Origin of the sequence: Nocardia cyriacigeorgica (genome assembly GCF_010868145.1) — a bacterium.
Taxonomy (GTDB): Bacteria; Actinomycetota; Actinomycetes; order Mycobacteriales; family Mycobacteriaceae; genus Nocardia; species Nocardia cyriacigeorgica_D.
The window spans coordinates 54,442-76,992 of sequence record NZ_JAAGUY010000028.1 but is presented as its reverse complement, the minus strand read 5'-3'; the positions used below and the strand labels follow the sequence as shown (position 1 = coordinate 76,992).

Genomic DNA, 22,551 nt, shown 5'->3' with positions numbered 1-22,551 from the left:
GGTCCAGAGGGTGGGTGGGCAGACGGTTTCCAGGTGGTAGCCCGCGTCGCAGATGCGGGCTGGGCTGTAGTTGGTGTGCTCGAGGTCGAAGACGACGATGGTGTCGGCGGCCAGAGCTGCGGCAATGGCGAGGGCGTAGCCGATCGGGTCGGCGCTGTCGGTCGGCGGGCGAACCGTGTACGCGTAGCTGATGCCCGATCGGAGTGCGTACCGGTGTATTTCGTCGGCATGGCGGCAGGCATGCGTACCGGAGATTTCGGAGCGAACGAACCCGATTGCGGTGTGGCGGATCGGGTCCGGCGTGGGCACGACGTTGTGCGGATTGGACATGGCCCCTCCCGGAACCTGATCGATTGGGTGAGATCTGTGGGCATCCGGGCGGTCCACGGCAACGAATCACCTTCCAGGAGGGCAGATCTATCGGCACATTTGCCGTCGAACTGGATTGCCCACCGATGGTGTTGTGGATCAGGGGGATTCATGGGGGTTACGACCTGCGGTGTTGCTCGAACGCCGGAACCAGGACATCACGTGCGCTACTCATCGCCAAGGAGAATCGAGTGAGCCCAATCCAGCTGATGGAAACCTCCACGATGCGACTCGATCGTGGTCGTGGATTGATTCGATTTCGCGTCACAGCTTCATTCGATTTCGCACCGGAGACACACCGATGACCAGTGAAGACGCAACCGAGCCATCAACCTTGCCCAGAAGGCAGCTCGCCCGGTTCCTGCGCGAGAAGCGCGAAGGCGTGGGATTGAGCATCGCCAAGGCGGCAGCGCTCGTAGAACTGAGCCAAGCGGCGTTACAACGCATCGAGGCAGCAAAGACCCAGAAAGTCCGAGCTGTCGATGTGCAAGCTCTATGCGATCTCTACGAGGTGCCCAAAGCCGACACAGCCCATGCGGTGGAGTTGGCCAAGCAGTCGAGGGTCACGTCCTGGTACACGGCGTTCGCTGGTCTCTACAGCGACCCGACCTTCAACATGCATGTCGAGCTGACAGCCTCAGCGCACGAGCTGATTTCGTATCAGGAGATCGTTCTCGGCCTATTGCAGACTCCCGACTATGCGCGCGCCTTGATCAGCGACTTCTACCGAGACGACAGCCCGGAACACATTGAACGTCGTGTGGAGCTCCGTATGCGACGACAGCCGATCGTCACCCGAAAGGCTGACCCGGTTCGTCTCGAACTGCTGCTCCACGAGTCTGCGCTCCACCGTGTCGTGGGCGGCCCCCGCGTGATGGCGGCGCAACTGCGACATTTGGCCGAGATCGGAAAACGGCCGAACATCAGCATTCGGATCCATCCGTTCAGTGCTGGGTATGCCCGCGGACTACTGCACGGCCCATTCGTGATCCTGAAGTTCGGTAGTGACGCCAAGGGCAGGCCGACAGAACCACCGCTGGTCTACTTCGAAGGTCACGGCAAACCGGACATCTACCTGGAGAGCGCCGATGACTACCGGCGCTACGATGAGCTTGCTTCGACCGTACGAAGTACTGCGCTCGATGAAGTGAAGTCACGAGACCTGCTCCGGCGGGTTGCAAGGGAGTATGAAGCGTGAATACGGATCTAGCCGGTGCAACATGGTTCAAGAGCAGCCACAGCGGTGGCCAGACCGACTGCGTTGAGGTGGCTTGGCTCGGGAGTGGTCGCGTCGGCGTACGTGACTCGAAGAACCCAGCCGGGCCCGCGTTGGTCTTGGCTCCGAACCAGTGGAACAGGTTCACCAGCACCGTGCGCGCCGGCGATTTCAACCGCTAGCGCCCAGCACTCCGATCGCACCGCGCGAGTGGCACCTTGACCGTGGCAAATCGCGAGAAGGCGCCACGCTCAGGTGCCACTCGACGATCGTGCTCGAATGGGGGCGCAATCATCACCGTGTGCAGGCTGATACTCAACGCGTGCACCCGCTACCGCTGGGCACCCGTCCACCCCGACGTTGCCTCTCCAATCTCCGAGGCTATGAAGTCAGAAGTCGCGGTCCGAATCGAACCAGTACTGATCGTCCAGCTCGGCGCGCTCACCAACCGGCCCCGAAAGTTCGGTGTCGGTACGCTTGACCAACAGTTCGAGATGACCGGGGGGATTTTCCATGACCGATGCGCAGCCAGTGCAGGTCGAACCGGACGAGTTACGTACCCACGCAACCAATGTCGAGGGATTGAACGGCCCGACGGGCAGGCATTGGAGGCCGCGAAGGCGGTGTCCGCGCCAAGCGATGCGTTCGGTAAGTTGTGCGCGTTCCTGCCGCCGTTGTTCGTCAATTCGGTAGGGTCCACCGCCAAGTCCACGCTGGGCGATCCCGCGCCCCACATGCTGACCATCCGTGCATACGGCACTTGCGTCAGGTATCCACTCGCCCCCGCGCGCCTGACGACAGCAACTTCCTGACGATTGCTGCCTCCAGATCGGTCAGCGCCCGCGGCTGGATCGGGGTGATGCTCATCTTCCCCCTTGATTCTCGCGCTGCGTCACGGAATGGTGGTAACCACCAGGCCGCAGGATCTACTCTCGAAGAGATTTGTATATCCGACATGGAAGGGCTGTGACGAAGACCCGATCGACATCCCTGACGAGCTGATGGAGCAGGCCAGGCAGATCACTGGCGGCGCTACGAAGACGGAAACCGTACGCACCGCCCTGCGGCTCCTTGTCCGCCAGCAGCAGCTTGACGCCATCGCATGGTTCGCCGATCACGAACCCTTCCTATCCGAAGACGAGATCGCCGAGGAGAGCAATCGGCAGTCACCACGGTGACCCAACCAGTCCGCGCCTTGTATCTGGCCGACCACAGCGCAGTCTCCCGCATTCAGCGTCACGAGGACGTCCGTGAGGCATTCGAGCATCTCAACGAGTCGGCCGGAGTGATCTGCTCTTGCGCCGCACCACCGACGAAGCCGCTTTCAGCGCGCGCAACCCCGGCGAGCTTCACAAGATCATGCAGATCTATACCGAGGCCTTCCGCTACCTGCCGATGGATCAAGCCATCGACCCGATTGTCCGCTCGATCCGGCAGCAGATGCGGGCCGCGGGCCAGGGGCGCTCAGCACAGGCTACCGACCTCCTCATCGCGGCCACCGCAGTCCACCACGGGGCCACAGTCCTGCACTACGACAAGCACTTCGAGCTGATATCCGCCGCGTACCCTGGTTTGCGTCAGCGCTGGATCGTGCCACGTGGTTCGGTTACCTGAACAAACTGGGCATCCATGTGATCAAGGCGCAGCCAATCACTGACCGCCCAACTTCGCGCGGCACTGCTCCTCGCTCTTGATCGACACGTAGTCCCACCGGTTCCGCTGCTCATCCGCCCACGTCGGCGGCTCGCCGCAACGCTGACCGCACCGGTCGGCCCGACCTCCAGGGGCAGGGTCGTGGAGGCGCAGTTGGCGGAGGCGATCATCGAGTTCGAGCACGCCCAGCTTCGTGCGCTCACCACCGGCCCCGAAAGTTCGGTGTCGGTACGCTTGACCAACAGTTCGAAATGATCGGGGGATTTCCATGACCGACGCGCAATCGGTGCAGGTCGAACCGGACGAGTTACGGACCCACGCAACCAATGTCGAGGGTTTGAACAGCCCGATGGGTCAAGCATTAGAGGCCGCCAAGGCCGTGTCTGCGCCCAGCGATGCGTTCGGAAAGCTGTGCGCGTTCCTGCCGCCGCTATTCGTCGATTCGGTTGAGACCGACGGGATCACCGCGCTGGAGACCGCGATCACGGCGTTGACCGAGGACGCCGCGAAGCTGCGGGCGTCGGCTGATTCGTTCGCGCAGGCCGACGGGTCGAACGCGGCGGCGGTCAAAGCGGCAGGTAGCGGGGTGTCGCAATGAAGTCGGTGTCAGCGAACTCGACGGTCATCGACAAGGACGGCTCTATCGAATTGTCGCGGGGTGGGGGAGCGTTCGCGCCCGGCCCCGACGTCGATCATGCGAATTCGGCGACATCGAGACGCGGAACCGGTGCCGCGGTGGTGGCGGTGAAGTCGGCCGATAGCGGGGTTTCGCGGTGACGGAGACGCAGTCGAATCCGTTGATCGCGGCGCGTGAGGATTCGACCGAGTGGTATTCCGGTGTCACGTTGTTCGAGTCGGTCGCCGATGTCGGGGACGCGATTTCGTCGGGCTCGTGGATCGAGGCCGGGGTTGGGATCGCGGCGGCCGGGCTCGAGGTCGCGGCGATGGTGGTCGATCCGATCGGCACGCTGGCCGGGTTCGGTGTCAGTTTCCTGATCGAGCACGTGCAGCCGTTGTCGGACGCATTGGATTGGGTGGCCGGTGATCCGGACCAGATCACCGCCTACGCCAAGACCTGGGAAAACGTTGCCACCCAGGTCAGTTCGGCCGTTGATACACATAAACAGGCGGTGTCGGCCGATATCGCGAATTGGTCCGGGGCTGCGGCGACCGCGTATCGGGCGCGGGCAGCGGAAACCTCGGATGCGTTGGCGGCGGCGTCGGCGGCGGCGACCGCTGCGTCCCAGGCGATCGAGATGGCGGGCGGGATCGTTGCCGCCGTCCGGATGACGGTGCGCGACATCGTCGCCCAAGCCGTCGGCCGCCTCGCCGTATGGGCAGCCGAGGCGGTGTTCTCCCTCGGCACCGCGACCCCGATCATCGCCGCGCAGGCCGCGACCTACGTCGCGAAAACGATGACCACCATCGCCCGCCTGTTCTCCAAGGTCGCCTCCACCTTCGCCAAGTTGAAGCCGCTGCTGGCGAAGCTGAAGGACGCGTGGAAGGCGATCACGAAGATCCTCGGCAAGGGCGGCAAATCCACCCCTTCGGGGACGAAGAAGACCTCCACCGACACCACGACCGCATCCACGGATGCACCGAACAAGAAGCCTGACACCGATACCCCGAGCAAGCCGGGCGACAAGTCTCCCGACACGAGCACAGCGTCGACGGATCCTCCGTCTAAGACCGGCGACCCGGATACGCAGCGCACACCCGACCAGCCTGGGAAACCGCAGGACCAGGCCAAAGCCGACGACGGTGTCGGCGACAAGGCCACCGAGGGCGGCCCGAAGAATACCCAGGACGCCAAGGACGTCACCGAATGCAACGACCCCGTCGACGTCGCCACCGGTGAATTCCTACTCCCGGAAACCGATCTGAACCTGCCCGGCGTGCTGCCGCTGGTGCTGCATCGTCGGCACCGCTCGAGCTACCGGTTCGGACGCTGGTTCGGACCGTCCTGGTCTTCCACGCTGGACATGCGCGTCGTGGTCGAAGACGCCACCGTCACCTTCATCGGCGAACACGGCCTCCTCCTCGTCTACCCACACGCCGAACCCGACAAGCCCGTCCGCCCCAGCAACGGCGGACAACGCTGGACCCTGACCCGCAGCGAGGCGGGCGGCTACCGCGTCCACGACCCTGATCGCGAACTGACCTGGCACTTCGCTCCTGCCGCTGCCCTCGGCGGACTGGATACCCTGCTGGGCAATTACGCGATCTCCGCGATCACCGATCGCCATCACAACCACATCCGCTTTCACTACGACCGCGACGGGGCACCGGTCGAGATCACCCACTCCGGGGGATACCGGGTCCGGGTGACCACCGAAGACGGGCGTATCACCGGGCTGTGGGTGATTGGCTCCGACCCCGGCATTCCTGTCACCGGTGCCAGTGCCAGTGCCGGTTCTGCTGCGGGTGACGTCGTGACGCAGGTACGGGCTTTCGGCTATGAGGCGGGCGAGCTCGTGTCGGTCACCAATGGTGTCGGCGCGGTCACCCGCTACGACTACGACGATGCCTATCGCCTGACCGGATGGACCGATTCCAACGGCAACCGGATGGTCAACACCTACGACACCGCTGGACGTGTCGCGGCCCAGCACGGCAATTCCGGCATCCTCAACGCAACCTTCGACTACTTCACCACCCCCGACGCCACTACCTCCCGCACCATCCACACCGACTCCACCGGCGCGGCAACAACCTTCGTCTTCAATGCCGACCTGCGGCTGATCGAGCAGATCGACCCGTCCGGTGCCCGCACCCGCACCGACTACGACACCGACCGCCGACCCATCCAGGTCATCGCCCCCGACGGCGCGGTCACCACCTACCGCTACACCCCCGCCGGCGACATCTACCAGATCACCCGCCCCGACCGACTGTCGATCACCATCGACTACCAGGCCCGCAACCGACCCATCACCATAACCAATGTCGACGGCAGCATCCACCGCCAGCAGTGGAGCACCGACGGCAACCTCACAGCGGTCATCGACCCGGCCGGCCTGCGCACCGAATACACCCACCACCCGTCCGGCGCGGTCGCTTCGGTCACCGAAACAACCGGTGCGGTCACGAATGTGGACGTCGACGCGGCCGGCCTCCCGATCCGCGTCACCGATCCGCACGGTGCCGTGACGACCATCGAACGCGACCACTTCGGCCGCCCGATCACCGTCACCGACCCCCTCGGATCGACCGTGCGATACATCTGGTCCGGCGAGGGCAAACTCACCCGCCGCATCGACCCCGACGATATCGGCGAATCCTGGGTCTGGGACGGCGAACTCAACCTCACCGCTCATGTCGACCGCGCAGGCGGCATCACCCGCTACACCTACGGCGCCTTCGACCTACTATCGGCCCGCACCGAACCCGACGGCGCCATGACCCACTACCACTGGGACACCCAACGCCGCCTCACCGCCGTCGCCAACCCCATCGGCCACACCTGGCACTACACCTACGACCCCGCCGGCCGCCTGGCCGCCGAAACCGACTACACCGGCGCCACCACCCACTACACCCACGACCCAGCAGGCCGCGTCGCCACCGTCACCCCCGCCACCGGAGTAACACGCCACCACACCCACGACATCCTCGGCCGCCTCACCTCCATCACCGCCGACACCGGCGAATGGATCCACTACACCCACGACACCACCGGCCGCCTGAAAACCGCCGTCAACGGCACCGGCGAAACCCGAACCCACACCCTCCAATTCACCCACACCCCCACCGGCCAACTCGCCACCCAACAAGTCGACGACCAACCACCCATGGTCTTCACCCACGACGAATACGGCCGCCGCACCTCCCGCACCACCCCCTCTGGTGGCGTGACCACCTGGTCCCATGACCACACCGGCCGCGTCACAGTGATGACCACCGATGGCCACACGATTTCGTTCTCCCACGACCCGCTGGGGAGGACCACCGGCTGGCGTATCGGGAATGTGTCGATCGAGCGAGCCTTCGCACCCGTCGGGCACACGACTCATCAGATCGTCACCGCGTATCTACCGGGCGGGGCGAATCCCGTCGCGACCAACCCGCAGCTTGACACGGCCGGGAATGCGGACGCAGCCGGCGGCCCGCACCGTGGTTACGGCCTACCCGCGCATCCCGCTGATCCACATGCCGCCGGGGTTATCGGTCAATACGGACCCGGTGGCCAGGCAGGTATTGAGCCCTCACCACCTCCCGCCGCGCCGCCCTCCTCGACCCGCATCCTCCGCCGCGACGACTACACCTGGCGCCCCGACGGCTACCTCACCACCCACACCACGACCCACTCAGGCGCCACCCCCGACCAGCGCCAATACACCCTCGACCCCATCGGCCGAGTCACAACCATCACCCGAAACGGGTCTCTCGCCGAGCAATACACCTACGACCACCTCAGCAACATCACCTCCGGCGGCGTCCTCAACCCCGACGCAACCACATCCAGCGGCCCAGGCCCCGACGGCGCGCCCACGTCGCCCGCTCACTCCCACACCAACCAAGGGTTCGCCACCCAACCCCGATTCCCGCCGAACCCTGCGCCACCCCAACAACACTCACCCACCACCACCCGCCGCGAATACCACAACAACCTCCTCATCCGAGACGGCCGCAACCACTACACCTATGACCCCGCCGGCCGCCTCATCCGCAAAACCACCACCCGCCTATCCCACAAACCCGACACCTGGCACTACCGCTACAACGCCTTCGACCAACTCATCGACGTCTACACACCAGACCAGCAATGGTGGCACTACACCTACGACGCCCTCGGCCGCCGCGCCACCAAACAACACCTCAGCAACGGTGGGCGCAACTTCGTCGAGCGGGTCAACTTCACCTGGGACGGAGCACATCTCACCGAGCAGTGTGACTACAGGTCGACCCATCGATGGGGATATCTTCCCGATGACGGCCTCGCCATCACCCAGGCAGTAGATTCCACGTCTCCGTCACAGTTCGAGTTCGCCGCGATAGTAGCCGACATCGTCGGTATGCCGACCGCATTGATCGATCCGAACTTCGGCACCACGATTGGTGTGTCAAGATACGACCTTTGGGGCAACACAACCTGGGATGGCCGCGCCCAATCGCCACTCCGGTTTCGAGGGCAGATTCATGACCCAGAGTCCGGACTGAACCAAACTCTGTATCGGTCCTACGATGCCGCAACAGGTCGGTTCCTTACACCCGACCCGCTCGGATTATTCCCTGCCGCCAACCCGCATTCATATCCACACAATCCAACCGTATGGGCGGATCCGCTCGGTCTCACACCAGATAGTTGTGCCCTATTTCGCGGGACGACCACCGGGTATGAAGGCAGCCCGGGAACCCAGCGCGTCGGCATTACACCCACATCAACCGACCCAGGAGTAGCTACAATATTTGCGATACACTCTGAACGATTCGGAGAATCCGTGGTACAAATTGCTCGCTCGAGCGACCTCACCGGCGTCGAGCGCTACTCGGGCTATATTCCATCCGAGGCAGAGGTGGGCCTCGGGATGTCTCCATCAGAGTTCGCCTCGCGCGCTAGTATCGAAATACCCGCCTCTGCGGCACGTTCAATCCTGTCCGATATCGGGATAAGTCTGCCGAATTCTATTGGTATCGACAATCTCACGCCCCTACTCAGAGATACTCCGAAACTTACTCCCGGTCAAATTAACCAGTTCGTAGAGAGAGCAGCGAATTATGGCAGATAGTAGCTCAGCTGAAGTACACGAAACAATAATTCTCCCAGAGGGAAATGCAGTGTGCATCATTCGATGCCTCGATGGCGTCATACGCGTCGGCGGACATGTTGACAGCGTCGAACTGCACGGTGGATCACGAGTTGAAACAGATCTAAGAGTCAGTAGCATAGAGCGCTACGGCCGCTCGACCGAGTTCGTCGACCCTCCGCATTCCGCAAAGATTCACCTAACCGGGGATGTGAGCAATCTAAGGGAAGTAGAAATGATCTTTTGCACCATCTAGCGGATATCGTATTCGCCTCTGGCGAGGGGTATCGCAAACAACTGTTCAATTCCCTGGCCAACAATTCGTTTCAGAATCCGACCTCCACTACAACCTTCATCGAGTTAACGACCCACAGTCCGGTCGGTATTTGACTGCAGACCCCCTCGGACTGGCGCCGAGCCCAAACCCGAGCACCTATGTGCTGAATCCGACCAATTGGATCGACCCACTCGGTCTGGCGCCGCACAGGAACGAGGGCGGAACCTACCGAGTGCGAAACCAAAATCCGGCCTACCCTCCCGATTCTCGGCTAGACGAACTGATGAACAGAGCCTACGATCCGAATTCTGCAAGCGCTAACTTGCATCTGACGACGACCGGGCGGCGGAGTGAGTCTGGACCGTTGCCCGCCTCGAGGAAAGAAGTGATTGGCATGCGGCTGCTGATTGTGACCCGCGTAGTCGGGATCATTCCTCCTCGGGTCTTCGCGGAAGGTCTCCGATTCGGTCGACGGAAGAATTTGTGAGTAGGTGACCGGTACTGCGAGTCTATAAATCAGATCCGGGTGCCGACATGCACGGCGTGGATGCAGTTGTCGACACGGCCGCTTGGTAGGAAGGAGAAGGAACTGTTCGAATATCATGCATGGCTGACGGTCCAGTATTCCGCTGGCGACGAGACGGGCAGCCAGAACAGGGATGCATTCCGCGCCGCGGAGGAATTATGCGAGCCGCTACGCTCGGGATCCGGGCTCGTAGATGTGAGGCGTGTCAACGGGGAAGGGCAGGTGCACTTGGGTGGATTTCTTAATCGGCGTACAGGGCAGGGGCAGGAAGTTATCGATACTTTCGCTCGAATCGGACGGGTTGCGGCAGGTTCGTACGGCGTCCTCTATTTTAGAGACGATGAAGATTCGACTGGCTATGCGAACGCGTTTCAAGTTCTCGTGATGCGACGTGGGATGGTGTCGAGTATTCGCGACGAGGGGCTTTCACCGTGCATACCGGCAATCGAGGATGAATCGTAACTACGCGCCGACCGCACCGCCCGAGTCATCTGAGCGTGGCGAATCGCGAGCGGGTGCCGCTCAGATGGCTTTCGGCGACCGGTCGTTGAGGATCAGGACGCAAGTCCGAGCGCGAGCGCGGTCACGATCGACCACGCCAGCAAAGCCAACCCGGAGTCGCGGAGCGCGGGAATCAATTCGAGACCACCTCGCCCCGAACGCACCGGCGCATTGGCTCGCACCGCCAACGGCACCGCCAGCAGGCCGACCAGGGCGAACGGCGAACGCACCACCAGCAGCAGCGTCGCGACGAACGGCACCGCCAGCAGCACAAGGTGCAACGTCCGGGTGCGAGGGTCACCGAGCTTCACCGCGAGGGTGACTTTCCCCGATTCGGTATCGGTGCGGATATCGCGCAGGTTGTTGGCGACAAGGACCGCACTCGAGAACGCGCCCACCGCAACCGCGAGGACCGCGCCTACCCAGTCGATCCGTTCGGCTTGCACGAACTGGGTGCCGAGCACGCCGATCAACCCGAAGAAGATGAAGACGGCGATCTCGCCGAAACCGCTGTATCCGTAGGGCTTGCTGCCGCCGGTGTAGAACCAGGCGCCGGCCAAACAGGCAGCGCCGATCAGCAGTAACCACCAGGCGGTCAGCGCGACGAGGATCAGGCCGAAGATCGCTCCGATGGCGAGGCTGATGATCGCGGCGTTGCGGACCGCGGTGGGGGAGGCGAGGCCGGAACCGACGAGGCGCAACGGGCCGACGCGCTCATCGTCGGTGCCGCGGATACCGTCGGAGTAGTCGTTGGCGTAATTCACGCCGATGATCAGCGCCAGCGAGACCAGCAGCGCAAGAATCGCTTTCCACCACACCAGTCCGTCGATGGACGCGGCGGCGCCGGTGCCTGCGATGACGGGGGCGATTGCGTTCGGCAGGGTGCGGGGCCGGGCGCCCTCGATCCATTGCGCTGCGGTAGCCATGACCGCAGCCTAATTGGCCGCTTACTCGGGTGCGGCTTCGGCGGCCACTCGCAGCCGGCCAAGACCCTTCTCGAAATCCTTGCCGACCAGGCTGTCCATCGAGATGACCTTGCCCATCAGCGCCATCAGCCCGCGCTGTTCGCCGTTCATCCGCCACACCACCTGGGTGCCGCCGCCCTCCGCCGGTGCCAGGGTGAAGACGACATAGTTGGTGGACTTGAACGGCTTCTCGAAGTCCAGCGTGATCCGGATCTCTTGCTCGGTGCTCGACGTGATCTCCATGTTGCCGCGCCCGGCCTTGCGGTTGCCCTCCCAGGCATAGCGCGCGCCGACACCCGCGTCGGGCCCGCTGTACATGCGGCGGAGCTCGGGGTCGACATCCTCCCATGGCGACCACTCGACCCAGTTGTGGAAGTCGTTGATCAGTCCATGGATGCGTGCCGGTTCAGCCGCGATGACGATCTGGCGCACCACCTCGAATTCGGCCATTGGCCCAGCGTATGCGACCGACCGGTCGGACCGCAGGCAAATCGCCGCGCTTCGCGGCCGGACCAGCGCATACGATGGCCACGGCATGGTTTCTGAGCTGAGCGGTCCGAGCGGCCGAATACCAGTGGTGACGCCCGCAGAATCGGTCGTGGTGGCCCTGCTGGGCGAGGTCGCGCTACGTCGGGGCGGCGTGCTGGTGCCGGTGCCCGGCATTCGGGCCAGGGCGCTGCTGGCCTCGCTCGCGGTCACGCCGGGCCGCAGCCGCAGTGCGCCGACGCTGATCGACGAGGTATGGGGTGAGCGGCCGCCACGCGCCCCGATGAACGCGTTGCATACCCAGGTCTCGCGGCTGCGCACCGCCTTGCCCGACGGAGCCCTGGAGATCGGGCCGGCCGGATACCGGCTGCGGCTGAGCGCTGAACAGGTCGATCTCGCCGCCGTATCAGAGCTGCTGCGCCAGGCCCGTGCGGTGCGGGAGCACACCACGTGCCTCGACCTGGTGGTGCGGGCTCGTGCGTTGTGGCGCGGTGCGCCCGGGGCCGACCTGCCACTGGGCGCCCTTGCCGACGAACTCGTCGCTGCGGCGGCGGAGCTCTGGTCCGCACTGGATGCGCTGGAACTCACCGCCCGCGAGGCCACGGGCGATCTCGAGGGTGCCCTGGCCCTCGCACGGCGCACCGCCGCCGCCGACCCGCTGAGCGAACCCGCCGCCCGCACCCTCATGCGGCTGCTGGCTGCCGTCGGCAACGACAACGAGGCCCTCGACGTCTTCGCGCGCATCCGCGCCGCGCTGGCCGATCAGCTGGGCAGCGACCCCGGCCCAGCCCTGGTCGAACTGAACACCGCGATCCTGCGCGGGAGCTTCCGGGCGAACTCGATGCCACTTCCGAACGGCGCCGGGCCTTTGTCGCCGCTCTCGCCCGAGTCCGGGGCGATCGCGAACCCGCGCCGCGAGCCCACGCCTTACGCGCGGTCCGCGGCCGACGAGACTGCGACCGGTCCCGGCCAACACCTGCCCGCCGAGCCGCGCGGCGGGCAGGTGGACAGATCCGTTCGCTCGAAGGTGCCGCCTGACCGGGCGCCGAGTCCACCACGCGGCCCCGATGCGCACGGACCGGATCCGAGGACCGGCCTCGCAAGCCCATCCGGCGCGGCCGCGGGCCGATCGGGGAAGTCGCCGATCGGCGGTGCGGTGGCCGCGAACCGATCCGGTTCAGCGGGACCGCACGGGACGACCGAGGCGCCGACAGCCCTGTCCTCCGGTCGCGCCATCGGTGTCCGAGCCGCGCCGAATGCGCTCCTCGGTCGCGAGGATGATCTGGTTGCCCTGGCCGAGTCGCTGCGCAACGCGCGGGTGACCACCGTGCTCGGCCCCGGCGGCACCGGGAAGACCAGGATCGCCAATGAACTCGGCGCGCGGGTGGCGCGTGATGAACCGGTGGTGCTGGTCGAGCTGGCCTCGGTGCGGGCCGATGGCGGGTCGCCCGGTGATGCGCGTGGCGAGGTCGAGGCGGCGATCGGCGCGGTGCTCGGCCTCGGTGATTTCGCACGGGATCCGGTCTTGATCCGGTCGGGGATCAGGATCGAGCTGCGTCAGCGGCTCAGGGATGCGCTGTCGGAGCGCCCGATGCTGCTGATCTTGGACAACTGTGAGCATCTGATCGACGCGGTGGCCGAGGTCGTCGCCGACCTGGTCGGCAGCTGCGATCAGCTGACGGTGCTCGCTACGAGCCGGGCGCCGCTGGCGATTACCGCTGAGACCGTCTATCCGCTGGCCCCGTTGACCATCGATGCCTCGGGTTCGCCCGCCACGGAACTGTTCATCGCCCGAGCCAAGGCCGTGCGTCCGACCGCGCGGCTCAATCCCGACGTTGTCGCGCGGCTGTGCCATCGGCTCGACGGCCTGCCGCTGGCCATCGAATTGGCCGCCGCGCGGGTCCGGACGATGAGCGTCGAGGAGATCGACACCAGGCTCGAGCATCGATTCGCCCTGCTACGCAGCGGAGATCGGTCCTCACCGGAACGGCATCGCACCCTGCACGCGGTGATCGCCTGGAGCTGGAATCTACTGGACGAACCGCAGCAGATCGCGCTGCGCAGGCTGTGCCGCTTTCCGGCCGGCTTCACCCTCGACGCGGCGGAATTCGTGGCAGGCGGACCGGAGGTCGGCGATGTGGTCGCCGCCGTCGAAGGGCTGGTCGGGCAGTCGCTGCTCACCGTGCTGGAGGACGACCGTCCCGATCCCGACGTCAGCCTTCCGCTGCGCTATCGAATGTTGGAGACGGTCCGCGAATTCGGCGAGGAGCAATTGGCGGCGTCGCCGCACCGCGTCGACAGGCCCGTGGCGGCGATCGGAAACGAGACCGGACCGGCCACCGGGGAATTCGGGGTTGAGATGGCGGCCGCAGATCCGTGCGCTGAGTCCATCGACTCGCACGGTGCCGTCGACGACGCCCGTGGTCTCAGCGAAGCGGAACTGGTTGCCACCCGAATGTGCGGATGGGCATGCGATTTCGCGCTCATGGCCACCAGCCGCTACCGCGGTGCGGACCAGGTGAGCCTGGTCCTCACCGTCGCCGCCGAGATGGACAACCTGACCGCGGTACTGCGACTGGCCGACGAACGCCGAGACGCGCGCACGATGTACACCGTCTTCCCGGTGACCGCCTTGTTGTGGGTGATGCGCGGCGCGCATATGGAGCTCGTCGGCTGGGTGCGCCGGATGCTCACCATGGAACCGCCGGACGGCCACGGCACCGACGCCGACCTGGAGATGCTCGGGTACGTGTTCAGTGGTCTGCACCTGATGTACATGGAAAGCAGCCTCCGTGACGCGGCGATCGTCCGAATCCGCGCGCGGCGATTGCTGCGCCGCGACAGCGGGCTCGGCGCATTGAGCCAGTTCTTCGGCAAGCTGATCACCTGCACCGTCGACGGATGGGCGCTGGCGCGGCTGCTCGCCACCGGCGCGCGTTCGCCGGATCGCGAAACCAAGGTCGCGGCGTTGATCATCCGCGCCAATTCCTGGGAGAACCACGGCCAGCTGCGCGGCTCGACACGAGACGCGATGATCGCGGCCGGGCAGATCACCCACCACGATGTCTGGGCCGGCGCCATGATCAACCAGCATCTCGGTGGCCTGGCCGGACAGAACGGCCGCTACCGCGAGGCGACAGGGTATTACGAACTCGCCGCCGAGCAGCTGCGCAGGTTGGGCGCCTATGAGGAGAGCCTGGAGATGCGCAGCTTTCTCGCCGCGTCGTTGACCGCGTCCGGGCAGAGCGGGCGGGCAAGGGCCGAAATCGAACTCGCTGTCGGCCTCACCGATTCCGCAACCTCCCGGCTGTCCGCGCTCGACGACCCCGGCGTCCGCCGCAATCACCGGTTGTCGACGATCGCCGCGAGCCTGGCCGAGATCGAACTGGTCGAGGGCGCTACAGATCGCGGCCTGTGGCTGTTCCGTCGTTCGCTCGAGCTCGTCGGCTGGCCTGGAAGCGATTTCATGCCGGGACCCGGCGTGATGATGCTGTGTAGCGCGATGCTCGACGCGTACACCCTCTACGGGCGTGCGCCCGAGGTCGAGACGATGGCCGCGCAGCTCGCCGATATCGCGGTGGAGCGCCTCATCCAGTTCTGGGATGTGCCGCAGATCGGCGCCGTTGCCTGCGCGGTGGGTTCGAATCGGCTCATGATCGATCCGGATTCGCGCACCGGGCTGGAGTTGCTCGCATTGGCACCGGCCGCCATGGCTAGGCAGGACTATCCGGTCATGTCGCTGGCACGGCATCGGGAACTGCACCGCGATACCGTCGGCGTCGATCGCATCGATCGGGCGACGGCCGAGGTGGCGGGTCTGCGCAGGCTGGTAGCCGCCGACCGGATCATGGTGCTGTTGAAGCAGATAGCCGCCCGCACAAACGAACCGAGCCCGCTCGCATGATGACTCGCGAGCGGACCCGGTCAGATGCGGCACAGGTTCAGACTCGCCGCATATAGGCGCGGACCGTCAGCGGGGCGAAGATCGCCATGATCACTGCGGCGCCGACCAGCGACCAGACCACGTGTGAGCCGATATGCCCGTCGTTCATCAGGTCACGGCACGCCCACACCAGATGTGAGACCGGATTGACGTCGATGAATGCCTGCAACCAGCCCGGCATGGTCTCCTTCGGCACGAACGCGGGGGAGGCGAAGGTCAGCGGGAACATCACCAGCATCGAATAGCCCTGCACGGCCGAGGCCTTGTTCGCGATGACACCGAAGAACGCCCAGATCCAGCTGGTCGCGAAGGAGCAGACGATCACCAGCGCGACGCCGGCGATCGCGCCGAGCGGATCGGGCCGGAACCCCATGATCACGCCCATGACCAGCGTCAGCACCGAAGCGATGGCGTAGCGGACCATATCGGCGGTCAGCGCGCCCGACAGTGCCGAGATACGGGCGATGGGCAGGGATTTGAAGCGGTCGAAGACGCCCTTCTCCATATCCTCCTTCAGCTGCACACCGGTGACGATGGAGGTCATGATGACCGTCTGCACCAGGATGCCCGGGATGATCACCGGCAGATAGCTGTTCACGTCACCGGAGATGGCGCCGCCGAAGATGTAGGTGAACATCAGCGTGAAGATGATCGGCTGGATCACCACATCGAACAGCTGCTCGGGATTGTGCTTGATCTTCAGCAGGCCGCGGTAGGCCATGGTGAGGGTGTTGTCGAAGGTCTGTTTCAGGGTGATGGGCCCAGCAGGCTGCGGTAGTGGCCTGGTGTGCGCGGGGGCCGTGAGGGTAGTGGTCACGCTGTGTCCTTTCTGGCATGTCCGAGGGGCTCTACGTGGTGACGCAAGCTGCCGCCTCCGAGCCCTGACTCGGTCATGCCGCACTCCGTTCGAGGTCGGATTCGTCGGTGTTGTCTTCGGCCGGATGGCCGGTGATGGTGAGGAAGACCTCGTCGAGGCTCGGCTTGCTGACCGAGATCTCCTCGATGCCGATCTCCCACTCGCGCAGCCGGATCAGCAGATCGGCGGTGACACCCGGATCGGGCAGCGCTGCGGTGAGGCGGCCTGCCTCGGGGGAGATGGTGGCGTCGGTGCCGAGGAAATCGCCGATGATGCGGCGAGCCTCGGCGAGCTGGTCACGCTCGGCAAGGGTCAGGTGCAGCGAGGATTGCCCGACCGAGGATTTGAGTTCGTCGGCGGTGCCGTCGGCGATCACCCGGCCCCGGTCGATGACCGCGATCCGGTCGGCCAGTTGGTCGGCCTCGTCCAGGTACTGGGTGGTGAGCAGCACCGTCGCACCCTCGCGGACCAGTCGCCGAATGGTCTCCCACATCTGCGCACGGGTGCGCGGGTCGAGGCCGGTGGTCGGCTCGTCCAGGAACAGCAGCGGCGGGGTCGAGATCAGGCTCGCGGCCAGGTCCAGCCGCCTGCGCATACCGCCGGAGAAGTTCTTCAGCGCCTTGTCCGCGGCTTCGGTCAGATCGAATTCCTCGAGCAGGTCGGCGGTCTTGCGGCGTGCGTCCGCGCGGGAGAGTCCGAGCAGCCTGGAGAAGATCATCAGATTCTCCGAAGCGGTCAGATCCTCGTCGACCGAGGCGTATTGCCCGGTGACGCCGATGAGCGAGCGCACGGCATCCGGCTCGGCGAGCACGTCGTGGCCGAAGATCCGGGCGCTGCCGCCGTCGGGGCGCAGCAGGGTCGCCAGCATGCGGATGGTGGTGGTCTTGCCCGCGCCGTTCGGGCCGAGCACCCCGTACACCGCGCCCTGCGGCACGGCCAGACTCACCCCGTCGACGGCGCGCTGGGCGCCGAACATCTTGACCAGGCCGTCGGCCTCGATGGCGAGGGGGCCGGTCGATGCGTAATCAGTCATGCCGATGACTGTGCGCGCCCGTTCTTGCACCCCACTTGCACCGCTATTGCGTTGGCCGTGCAAGCGGGGTGCAAGTGGTCGCCACCGCCGACTTGACCTAAACAATTGTTTAGCTTCTACCGTCGGCGGTGACGGTCGACCACCGTCGAACAATCCGACCAGCGAAGGTATCTGATGAACCCCAAGACCGAAGTGAACGATCTCCGCGTGGCCGCGATCATCGGCAGTGTCCGCGACGGCCGATTCGGTACCCGGATCGGTACATGGGTGCACGACCGACTGACCGCTTCAGGGATCGACGTCGACCTCATCGATCTGGCCGAGTCGACCATCCCGCACACGATGGGCGCGCACGAGGATTTCACGACTCTCACCGAACGCATCGGCCGCTCCGACGCGCTGATCGTGATCACGCCCGAGTACAACCACAGCTACCCAGGGCCGCTCAAGACCGCCATCGACATGCTCGGGCACGAACTGCGTGCGAAACCGGTCGGATTCGTCTCCTACGGCGGACTGTCCGGCGGGCTGCGTGCGGTGGAGGCACTGCGCCCGGTACTGGCGGAACTGCATGCGGTGACCGTTCGGGAGACCGTCAGCCTGCACAATCCATGGTCGGCCGCCGATACGGCCGACGGCTATGCGGACAAGCCGGCCACCGACGCACTGCACGTCATGGCGCGGCAGCTCCTCTGGTGGGCCGACGCGCTGCGCACGGCCAAGGAGCGGGTGCCCTACCCGGCCTGATGTACGGTCGCGGCCGCCACGACGGGATCGGCGAGCGCTCTGCCGCCTGAGCGACACAGCGGTCGCGGGCAGGCACAGGCAAGGATCGGACGTGGAGTTCCTCTAGTGTGTCGACTCCGATATCAGGATCTCGCGCAGTTTCGCACGGTCCGGTTTGCCCGGGCCGTGCAGCGGCAGCTCGTCCAGCACCGCCAGCTCCCTGGGGGCGGCGATCGGATCCAGCTCGCGCAGCACGTGATCACGCAACTCGTCGAGGGTCGGGGTGGCACCTGACACGGGCACCACCGCGACCGCGACGCGCTGACCCAGCCGCTCGTCCGGGAGGCCGAGCACCACGCATTCGCTGATCGCCGGATGGGTGACCAGCACGGCCTCCACCACCTGCGGGATGACCAGCAGGCCACCGGTCATGATGGCCTCATCGAGGCGTCCACTGATACTGAGCACGCCGTCGTCGAAGGTGCCCGCGTCCTCGGTGCGGAACCAGCCGGGTTCGGCGAAGGCGGGATGGTCGGGCAGACCGCGGTAGCCCGAGGCCAGCATCGCGCCGCCGAGCAGCACCCGGCCGTCCTCGATGCGGATCTTCGCGCCGGCCAGCGGTACACCGTCGTAGACGCAGCCGCCGCAGGTCTCGCTCATACCGTAGGTCCGGACGACATTGATACCGGCGGCTTTCGCGCGTTCGTACACCGGAATCGGCGTGGCCGCACCACCGACGAGTACCGCGTCCAGCTGGGCGAGTGCGGCGGCGCCCGCGGGCGCGTCGAGTGCCTTGATCAGCTGGGTGGGCACCAGTGAGGTGTAGCGGCGCGGGCCCGGCATGCTCGCGACGGCGCCGGCCAGCGCCTCCGGCAGGAAACCGCCGCTGACATCGAGCACGGTCGGTTCGATCCCGGCCAGAATGCTGCGCAGCAGAACCTGGATACCGGCGATGTGGTGGGTCGGCAGCGCGAGCAGCCAGCTACCCGGCCCGCCCAGCCGGTCGTGGGTCGCGGTGCCGCTGGCGCGCAGGGCGGCCGCGCTCAGCATCGCGCCCTTTGGCACGCCGGTGGTGCCGGAGGTGGTGACCACCAACGCGACATCGTCTTCGATCGGCTCACCGGGAGACAGTGCGCTGCTCAGCCTGCGGGCTTCGCGGCGATCGCTGGTCGGAATCGGTAGCCAGGCAGGGCCGTTGCCCTCCAACGCCTCACGCAGATGCGGCAGGACATCGCCCATTCCCGAACCGGTAGGCATCGGCAGGGTACGCAGGGTACTCATGACTCCACCTCGCTGCGCTCCCTCACGATAGGGATCGTGTCATGCGTCTGCGATCGGGTGCGGAACGGGTTGCCGTGAGGGTGCGTACCAGCGGCAACCGGCGCGGAAAAGGAAGGCTCGGATAGGCCAAACATCGAAACTGCGATTCGTTCGTCGGATGTACGCGGGCTACGGTCACCCGGGCATCGACGGTCGGGCGGCCATCCGAGCGCTATCGTTCCCCTCGGCTGTCCGAATGGCAACTCGGTTGCCTGCCTACAGTCGCAGGGCGCGGCCGCGTTCATTCCGGCTGCCTGCGGTTATCGCGGCGAATCGGATGATCGTCGGGTACCTCGACGAGCACGATGGCCACACCGTCGGGATCGCGCACCCACATCTCGATCAATCCCCACGGCTCCTGCACCGGCGCCCGTTCGATGGCCACACCCTTGAGTGCGAGCTCCACCGCGGCGGCCGAGGCGTCGCGGACCTGCAACCAGAGAGCTCCATCGAAGCTCGACGACCCGCCCGACCCGCCGTGCCCGGCGATCTCGATCAACGACTGCCCGGCGAAGAAGACCGTGCCGCCCGGATATTCCCTGGCGATGGCCAACCCGAGATCGTCGCGGTAGAAGGCGAGCGTCCGGTCGTAATCGGCCGGTCGCAGCAGGATTCGGCTACTCAGGATGTCCATCCGTCTCCCTCGGGGTGTAGGTCCGCGCCGTCGTGCCCGGGTTCGGGCTGTGGCAGGTCAGAAGTACCAGGGGTAGGGGCTCCAGTCGGGTGCGCGCTTCTCCAGGAAGGCGTCGCGGCCCTCGACGGCCTCATCGGTCATATAGGCCATCCGGGTCGCCTCGCCCGCGAACAGCTGCTGGCCGACCAGGCCGTCGTCGAGCAGGTTGAACGCGTACTTCAGCATGCGCTGGGCCTGGGGCGATTTGCCGTTGATATCCGCGGTCCACTCCAGCGCGACATCCTCGAGTTCGGCATGGTCGACGACCTTGTTCACCGCGCCCATCTGATGCATTTCCTCGGCCGTGTAGGGCCTGCCGAGGAAGAAGATCTCCCGCGCGAACTTCTGTCCGACCATCCTGGCCAGGTACGCGCTGCCGTAGCCGCCGTCGAAGCTGCCCACATCCGCATCGGTCTGCTTGAACCTGGCGTGCTCGCGGCTGGCCAGGGTGAGATCGCAGACCACGTGGAGGCTGTGTCCGCCACCGGCGGCCCAGCCGTTGACCAGCGCGATGACGACCTTGGGCATGAACCGGATCAGCCGCTGCACCTCGAGGATGTGCAGCCGGCCCGCCCTGGCCTGATCCACGGTGTCGGCGGTGTCGCCGCTGGCGTACTGGTATCCGTTGCGTCCACGGATGCGCTGGTCGCCACCCGAGCAGAAGGCCCAGCCGCCGTCCTTGGCGCTCGGCCCGTTGCCGGTGAGTAGGACCGCGCCGACGTCGGAGGTCATCCTGGCATGGTCGAGCGCACGGTAGAGCTCGTCGACGGTATGCGGGCGGAAGGCATTGCGCACCTCGGGCCGGTCGAACGCGATCCGGACGGTGCCCTGATCGATATGCCGGTGGTAGGTGATGTCGGTCAGGTTCTCGAACCCGGGTACGGGCCGCCACAGCGTCGGATTGAACGTCACGCCAGTGATTATGGCCCTGCGGTCGCCGAGTTCGGCCGCAGGTGTGAGCGGCCAGACTCCCGGCGTATGGGACACATCGACTTGACGGTGTAAAAAATCGCGTTAGCGTGCAGGTATGAGTGAGCGAGTGGAACCGGTTATCGACGATGGTGCGGTCGATGTGTCCCGGTACGAGGAACACGGTGGGTTTCCGAAGATCACCCCCGCACAGGTCGGCCCCGACTTCGGGCCGTTCGTCGAGGCCATGCGCACCTTGCAGGACCTCACCGTTTCCGTTGACGCACCGGATGCGGTCTATGGTGCCGCGCTCGACCAGGCGCGCCGGTTGATCGACCTGCTCGAGCCCTACCGCGCACCCGAACGCCAGGGCCCGGCCGGTCGCGCGGTCGAGCTGCCCGGCCGAGGCAGTCTGCTGCTGCTCCCATGGCAGACCGTGGAGGCCGGGCCGGACGGCATCGTGATGACCGGCGTGTTCCGCCGGTTCCATCTCGGCGGCAATTCCGCGGCGCACGGCGGGGTGCTGCCGCTGCTGTTCGATGACCTGCTCGGCATGATCGTGCACTACTCAGGACGGCCCATCAGCCGCACCGCCTACCTACACGTGAACTACCGCAAGGTGACTCCGTTGGAGACCCCGCTGACCGTGCGCGGGCGAGTCGAACGAATCGAAGGTCGCAAAACATTCATCAGCGCGGAATTGGCCGATGAGCAGGGCACAGTGCTCGCCGATTGTGAAGGGCTGATGGTGCAGTTGCTGCCATGGCAGCCATAGCCCACGCAAGCCCGCAGGCGGTGCGTATAGTTGCGGCTGCTCGTCCATCGAAATAACGATCCGGAGGACCCTGAAAGTGGTTGCAGCACTGTCTGAATCCCTGCTCGACGAGGCCAAGCGTCCGGCCTTTCTCGCCGAGGCCGTCCAGGTTCTGGACGCCGAGGTCTCGGACAAGGGTGGTGCGTCCGGCCTGGCTGTGAAGGGTGGATACGCGGCGGTCAAGAAGATCAGCCCGTCCATCGTGCCCGACGCGCTGGAGTCGCTGGCGCCCAAGCTGCTCGCGCAGCTGGAGCCGTACTGGCAGGAGTACACCGCTGCCGGTTCGGGTAGTTTCGCCGACCTGCTCGTGGCCAAGTCCGACGAGGTCGCCGAGGCGTTGCTCGTGGTGACCGACGAGCGTGCCGAAGGTTCCACCCGGCCCGCCATCAAGAAGGTCTACTCCTCGATGCGTTCGTCGGCGAAGAAGAATGTCATCGAGGCGCTTCCGCGCGTCGGCGACCTGGTGCAGCGGCACGCGGGCTGATTCAGCCCGGTGGTGCCGCCGCGGAATCTCGCGGCGGTACCGCAATGCCGTGC

22 protein-coding genes are annotated in these 22,551 nt (G+C 65.5%); 13 read left to right on the top strand and 9 right to left on the bottom strand.

Translation table 11 applies throughout. The features are described 5' to 3' along the window. Nucleotides 1–330 (bottom strand): hypothetical protein (locus GV792_RS24640; protein WP_163826859.1); only part of this gene is annotated, 330 nt, incomplete at its 3' end. 340 nt (nucleotides 331–670) lie between these two features. Between GV792_RS24640 and GV792_RS24635 the strand changes: the two genes are divergently transcribed. Both GV792_RS24635 and GV792_RS24630 read left to right on the top strand, forming a co-directional pair. After that, complete coding sequence (locus tag GV792_RS24635; protein ID WP_163826857.1) at nucleotides 671–1,567, top strand: helix-turn-helix domain-containing protein; 897 nt, start codon at nucleotides 671–673, stop codon at nucleotides 1,565–1,567. Beyond that, nucleotides 1,564–1,767, top strand: a complete 204-nt coding sequence (locus GV792_RS24630) for a DUF397 domain-containing protein (protein ID WP_163826855.1) — start codon at nucleotides 1,564–1,566, stop codon at nucleotides 1,765–1,767. The genes GV792_RS24635 and GV792_RS24630 overlap by 4 nt, the downstream gene beginning before the upstream one ends. A 207-nt stretch (nucleotides 1,768–1,974) precedes the next feature. Here GV792_RS24630 and GV792_RS24625 read toward each other — a convergent pair whose 3' ends face one another. Beyond that, on the bottom strand, nucleotides 1,975–2,319 hold the full coding sequence (locus GV792_RS24625) for a hypothetical protein (RefSeq protein ID WP_163826853.1): 345 nt from the start codon (nucleotides 2,317–2,319) through the stop codon (nucleotides 1,975–1,977). A gap of 141 nt (nucleotides 2,320–2,460) precedes the next feature. Between GV792_RS24625 and GV792_RS24620 the strand changes: the two genes are divergently transcribed. From GV792_RS24620 to GV792_RS30415, 7 genes are all read left to right on the top strand, one after another. After that, a complete protein-coding gene (locus GV792_RS24620; protein ID WP_163826851.1) occupies nucleotides 2,461–2,763 on the top strand; it encodes a type II toxin-antitoxin system VapB family antitoxin in 303 nt (100 codons plus the stop codon). A 118-nt stretch (nucleotides 2,764–2,881) separates the two neighbouring features. Beyond that, the gene (locus GV792_RS24615) at nucleotides 2,882–3,199 is read left to right on the top strand and encodes a PIN domain-containing protein (protein WP_163826849.1); all 318 of its coding nucleotides are present in this window, start codon (nucleotides 2,882–2,884) and stop codon (nucleotides 3,197–3,199) included. Nucleotides 3,200–3,506: 307 nt separating this feature from the next. Continuing rightward, entirely contained in the window at nucleotides 3,507–3,836 is a 330-nt protein-coding gene (locus GV792_RS24610; RefSeq protein ID WP_163826847.1) for a type VII secretion target, read from the top strand. Further along, nucleotides 3,833–4,015: a hypothetical protein gene (locus tag GV792_RS24605; protein ID WP_163826845.1), complete on the top strand. Its 183-nt coding sequence runs from the start codon at nucleotides 3,833–3,835 to the stop codon at nucleotides 4,013–4,015. Before GV792_RS24610 ends, GV792_RS24605 begins: the two co-directional genes overlap by 4 nt. Beyond that, complete coding sequence (locus GV792_RS24600; RefSeq protein WP_163826843.1) at nucleotides 4,012–8,967, top strand: DUF6531 domain-containing protein; 4,956 nt, start codon at nucleotides 4,012–4,014, stop codon at nucleotides 8,965–8,967. The genes GV792_RS24605 and GV792_RS24600 overlap by 4 nt, the downstream gene beginning before the upstream one ends. A 284-nt stretch (nucleotides 8,968–9,251) precedes the next feature. Further along, nucleotides 9,252–9,749 (top strand): RHS repeat-associated core domain-containing protein, encoded by a 498-nt coding sequence (locus GV792_RS30420; RefSeq protein WP_163826880.1) that lies wholly within the window; start codon nucleotides 9,252–9,254, stop codon nucleotides 9,747–9,749. Between the two features lie 60 nt (nucleotides 9,750–9,809). Further along, nucleotides 9,810–10,250 (top strand): Imm7 family immunity protein, encoded by a 441-nt coding sequence (locus GV792_RS30415; protein WP_163826841.1) that lies wholly within the window; start codon nucleotides 9,810–9,812, stop codon nucleotides 10,248–10,250. A gap of 92 nt (nucleotides 10,251–10,342) precedes the next feature. On the opposite strand, the gene GV792_RS24585 is transcribed toward GV792_RS30415, so the two are convergent. Both GV792_RS24585 and GV792_RS24580 read right to left on the bottom strand, forming a co-directional pair. Further along, nucleotides 10,343–11,215 (bottom strand): 1,4-dihydroxy-2-naphthoate polyprenyltransferase, encoded by an 873-nt coding sequence (locus tag GV792_RS24585; RefSeq protein ID WP_163826838.1) that lies wholly within the window; start codon nucleotides 11,213–11,215, stop codon nucleotides 10,343–10,345. A gap of 21 nt (nucleotides 11,216–11,236) precedes the next feature. Continuing rightward, the gene (locus GV792_RS24580) at nucleotides 11,237–11,704 is read right to left on the bottom strand and encodes an SRPBCC family protein (RefSeq protein WP_163826836.1); all 468 of its coding nucleotides are present in this window, start codon (nucleotides 11,702–11,704) and stop codon (nucleotides 11,237–11,239) included. Nucleotides 11,705–11,789: 85 nt separating this feature from the next. Here GV792_RS24580 and GV792_RS24575 point away from each other — a divergent pair, with 85 nt between their 5' ends. Next, nucleotides 11,790–15,644 (top strand): AfsR/SARP family transcriptional regulator, encoded by a 3,855-nt coding sequence (locus GV792_RS24575; protein WP_163826834.1) that lies wholly within the window; start codon nucleotides 11,790–11,792, stop codon nucleotides 15,642–15,644. Nucleotides 15,645–15,681: 37 nt separating this feature from the next. Here GV792_RS24575 and GV792_RS24570 read toward each other — a convergent pair whose 3' ends face one another. Beyond that, complete coding sequence (locus tag GV792_RS24570) at nucleotides 15,682–16,500, bottom strand: ABC transporter permease (RefSeq protein WP_163826832.1); 819 nt, start codon at nucleotides 16,498–16,500, stop codon at nucleotides 15,682–15,684. A gap of 73 nt (nucleotides 16,501–16,573) precedes the next feature. Beyond that, nucleotides 16,574–17,572, bottom strand: a complete 999-nt coding sequence (locus tag GV792_RS24565; protein ID WP_163826830.1) for an ATP-binding cassette domain-containing protein — start codon at nucleotides 17,570–17,572, stop codon at nucleotides 16,574–16,576. A gap of 174 nt (nucleotides 17,573–17,746) precedes the next feature. Here GV792_RS24565 and GV792_RS24560 point away from each other — a divergent pair, with 174 nt between their 5' ends. Next, complete coding sequence (locus GV792_RS24560) at nucleotides 17,747–18,319, top strand: NADPH-dependent FMN reductase (protein ID WP_163826828.1); 573 nt, start codon at nucleotides 17,747–17,749, stop codon at nucleotides 18,317–18,319. A 102-nt stretch (nucleotides 18,320–18,421) separates the two neighbouring features. Here the strand turns inward: GV792_RS24560 and menE are convergent, their stop codons facing one another. The 3 genes from menE to GV792_RS24545 form a co-directional block, all read right to left on the bottom strand. Continuing rightward, the gene (gene menE / locus GV792_RS24555; RefSeq protein ID WP_163826826.1) at nucleotides 18,422–19,579 is read right to left on the bottom strand and encodes an o-succinylbenzoate--CoA ligase; all 1,158 of its coding nucleotides are present in this window, start codon (nucleotides 19,577–19,579) and stop codon (nucleotides 18,422–18,424) included. Between the two features lie 280 nt (nucleotides 19,580–19,859). After that, the gene (locus GV792_RS24550; protein WP_163826824.1) at nucleotides 19,860–20,252 is read right to left on the bottom strand and encodes a VOC family protein; all 393 of its coding nucleotides are present in this window, start codon (nucleotides 20,250–20,252) and stop codon (nucleotides 19,860–19,862) included. Between the two features lie 57 nt (nucleotides 20,253–20,309). Then, nucleotides 20,310–21,203, bottom strand: a complete 894-nt coding sequence (locus GV792_RS24545) for a 1,4-dihydroxy-2-naphthoyl-CoA synthase (RefSeq protein WP_163826822.1) — start codon at nucleotides 21,201–21,203, stop codon at nucleotides 20,310–20,312. 115 nt (nucleotides 21,204–21,318) lie between these two features. Between GV792_RS24545 and GV792_RS24540 the strand changes: the two genes are divergently transcribed. Both GV792_RS24540 and GV792_RS24535 read left to right on the top strand, forming a co-directional pair. Continuing rightward, the gene (locus GV792_RS24540) at nucleotides 21,319–21,975 is read left to right on the top strand and encodes a PaaI family thioesterase (RefSeq protein ID WP_163826820.1); all 657 of its coding nucleotides are present in this window, start codon (nucleotides 21,319–21,321) and stop codon (nucleotides 21,973–21,975) included. A gap of 76 nt (nucleotides 21,976–22,051) precedes the next feature. After that, the gene (locus tag GV792_RS24535; RefSeq protein WP_163826818.1) at nucleotides 22,052–22,498 is read left to right on the top strand and encodes a DUF6918 family protein; all 447 of its coding nucleotides are present in this window, start codon (nucleotides 22,052–22,054) and stop codon (nucleotides 22,496–22,498) included. Nucleotides 22,499–22,551 lie beyond the last annotated feature (53 nt).

What these genes read in the sequence shown, in the direction of transcription:
- GV792_RS24585 (WP_163826838.1), bottom strand. Translation starts at nt 11,215, where the DNA reads ATGGCTACCGCAGCGCAATGGATCGAGGGCGCCCGGCCCCGCACCCTG.
- GV792_RS24560 (WP_163826828.1), top strand. Translation starts at nt 17,747, where the DNA reads ATGAACCCCAAGACCGAAGTGAACGATCTCCGCGTGGCCGCGATCATC.
- GV792_RS24575 (WP_163826834.1), top strand. Translation starts at nt 11,790, where the DNA reads ATGGTTTCTGAGCTGAGCGGTCCGAGCGGCCGAATACCAGTGGTGACG.
- GV792_RS24605 (WP_163826845.1), top strand. Translation starts at nt 3,833, where the DNA reads ATGAAGTCGGTGTCAGCGAACTCGACGGTCATCGACAAGGACGGCTCT.
- GV792_RS24610 (WP_163826847.1), top strand. Translation starts at nt 3,507, where the DNA reads ATGACCGACGCGCAATCGGTGCAGGTCGAACCGGACGAGTTACGGACC.
- GV792_RS30415 (WP_163826841.1), top strand. Translation starts at nt 9,810, where the DNA reads ATGCAGTTGTCGACACGGCCGCTTGGTAGGAAGGAGAAGGAACTGTTC.
- menE (WP_163826826.1), bottom strand. Translation starts at nt 19,579, where the DNA reads ATGAGTACCCTGCGTACCCTGCCGATGCCTACCGGTTCGGGAATGGGC.
- GV792_RS24540 (WP_163826820.1), top strand. Translation starts at nt 21,319, where the DNA reads ATGAGTGAGCGAGTGGAACCGGTTATCGACGATGGTGCGGTCGATGTG.
- GV792_RS24635 (WP_163826857.1), top strand. Translation starts at nt 671, where the DNA reads ATGACCAGTGAAGACGCAACCGAGCCATCAACCTTGCCCAGAAGGCAG.
- GV792_RS24580 (WP_163826836.1), bottom strand. Translation starts at nt 11,704, where the DNA reads ATGGCCGAATTCGAGGTGGTGCGCCAGATCGTCATCGCGGCTGAACCG.
- GV792_RS24550 (WP_163826824.1), bottom strand. Translation starts at nt 20,252, where the DNA reads ATGGACATCCTGAGTAGCCGAATCCTGCTGCGACCGGCCGATTACGAC.
- GV792_RS24565 (WP_163826830.1), bottom strand. Translation starts at nt 17,572, where the DNA reads ATGACTGATTACGCATCGACCGGCCCCCTCGCCATCGAGGCCGACGGC.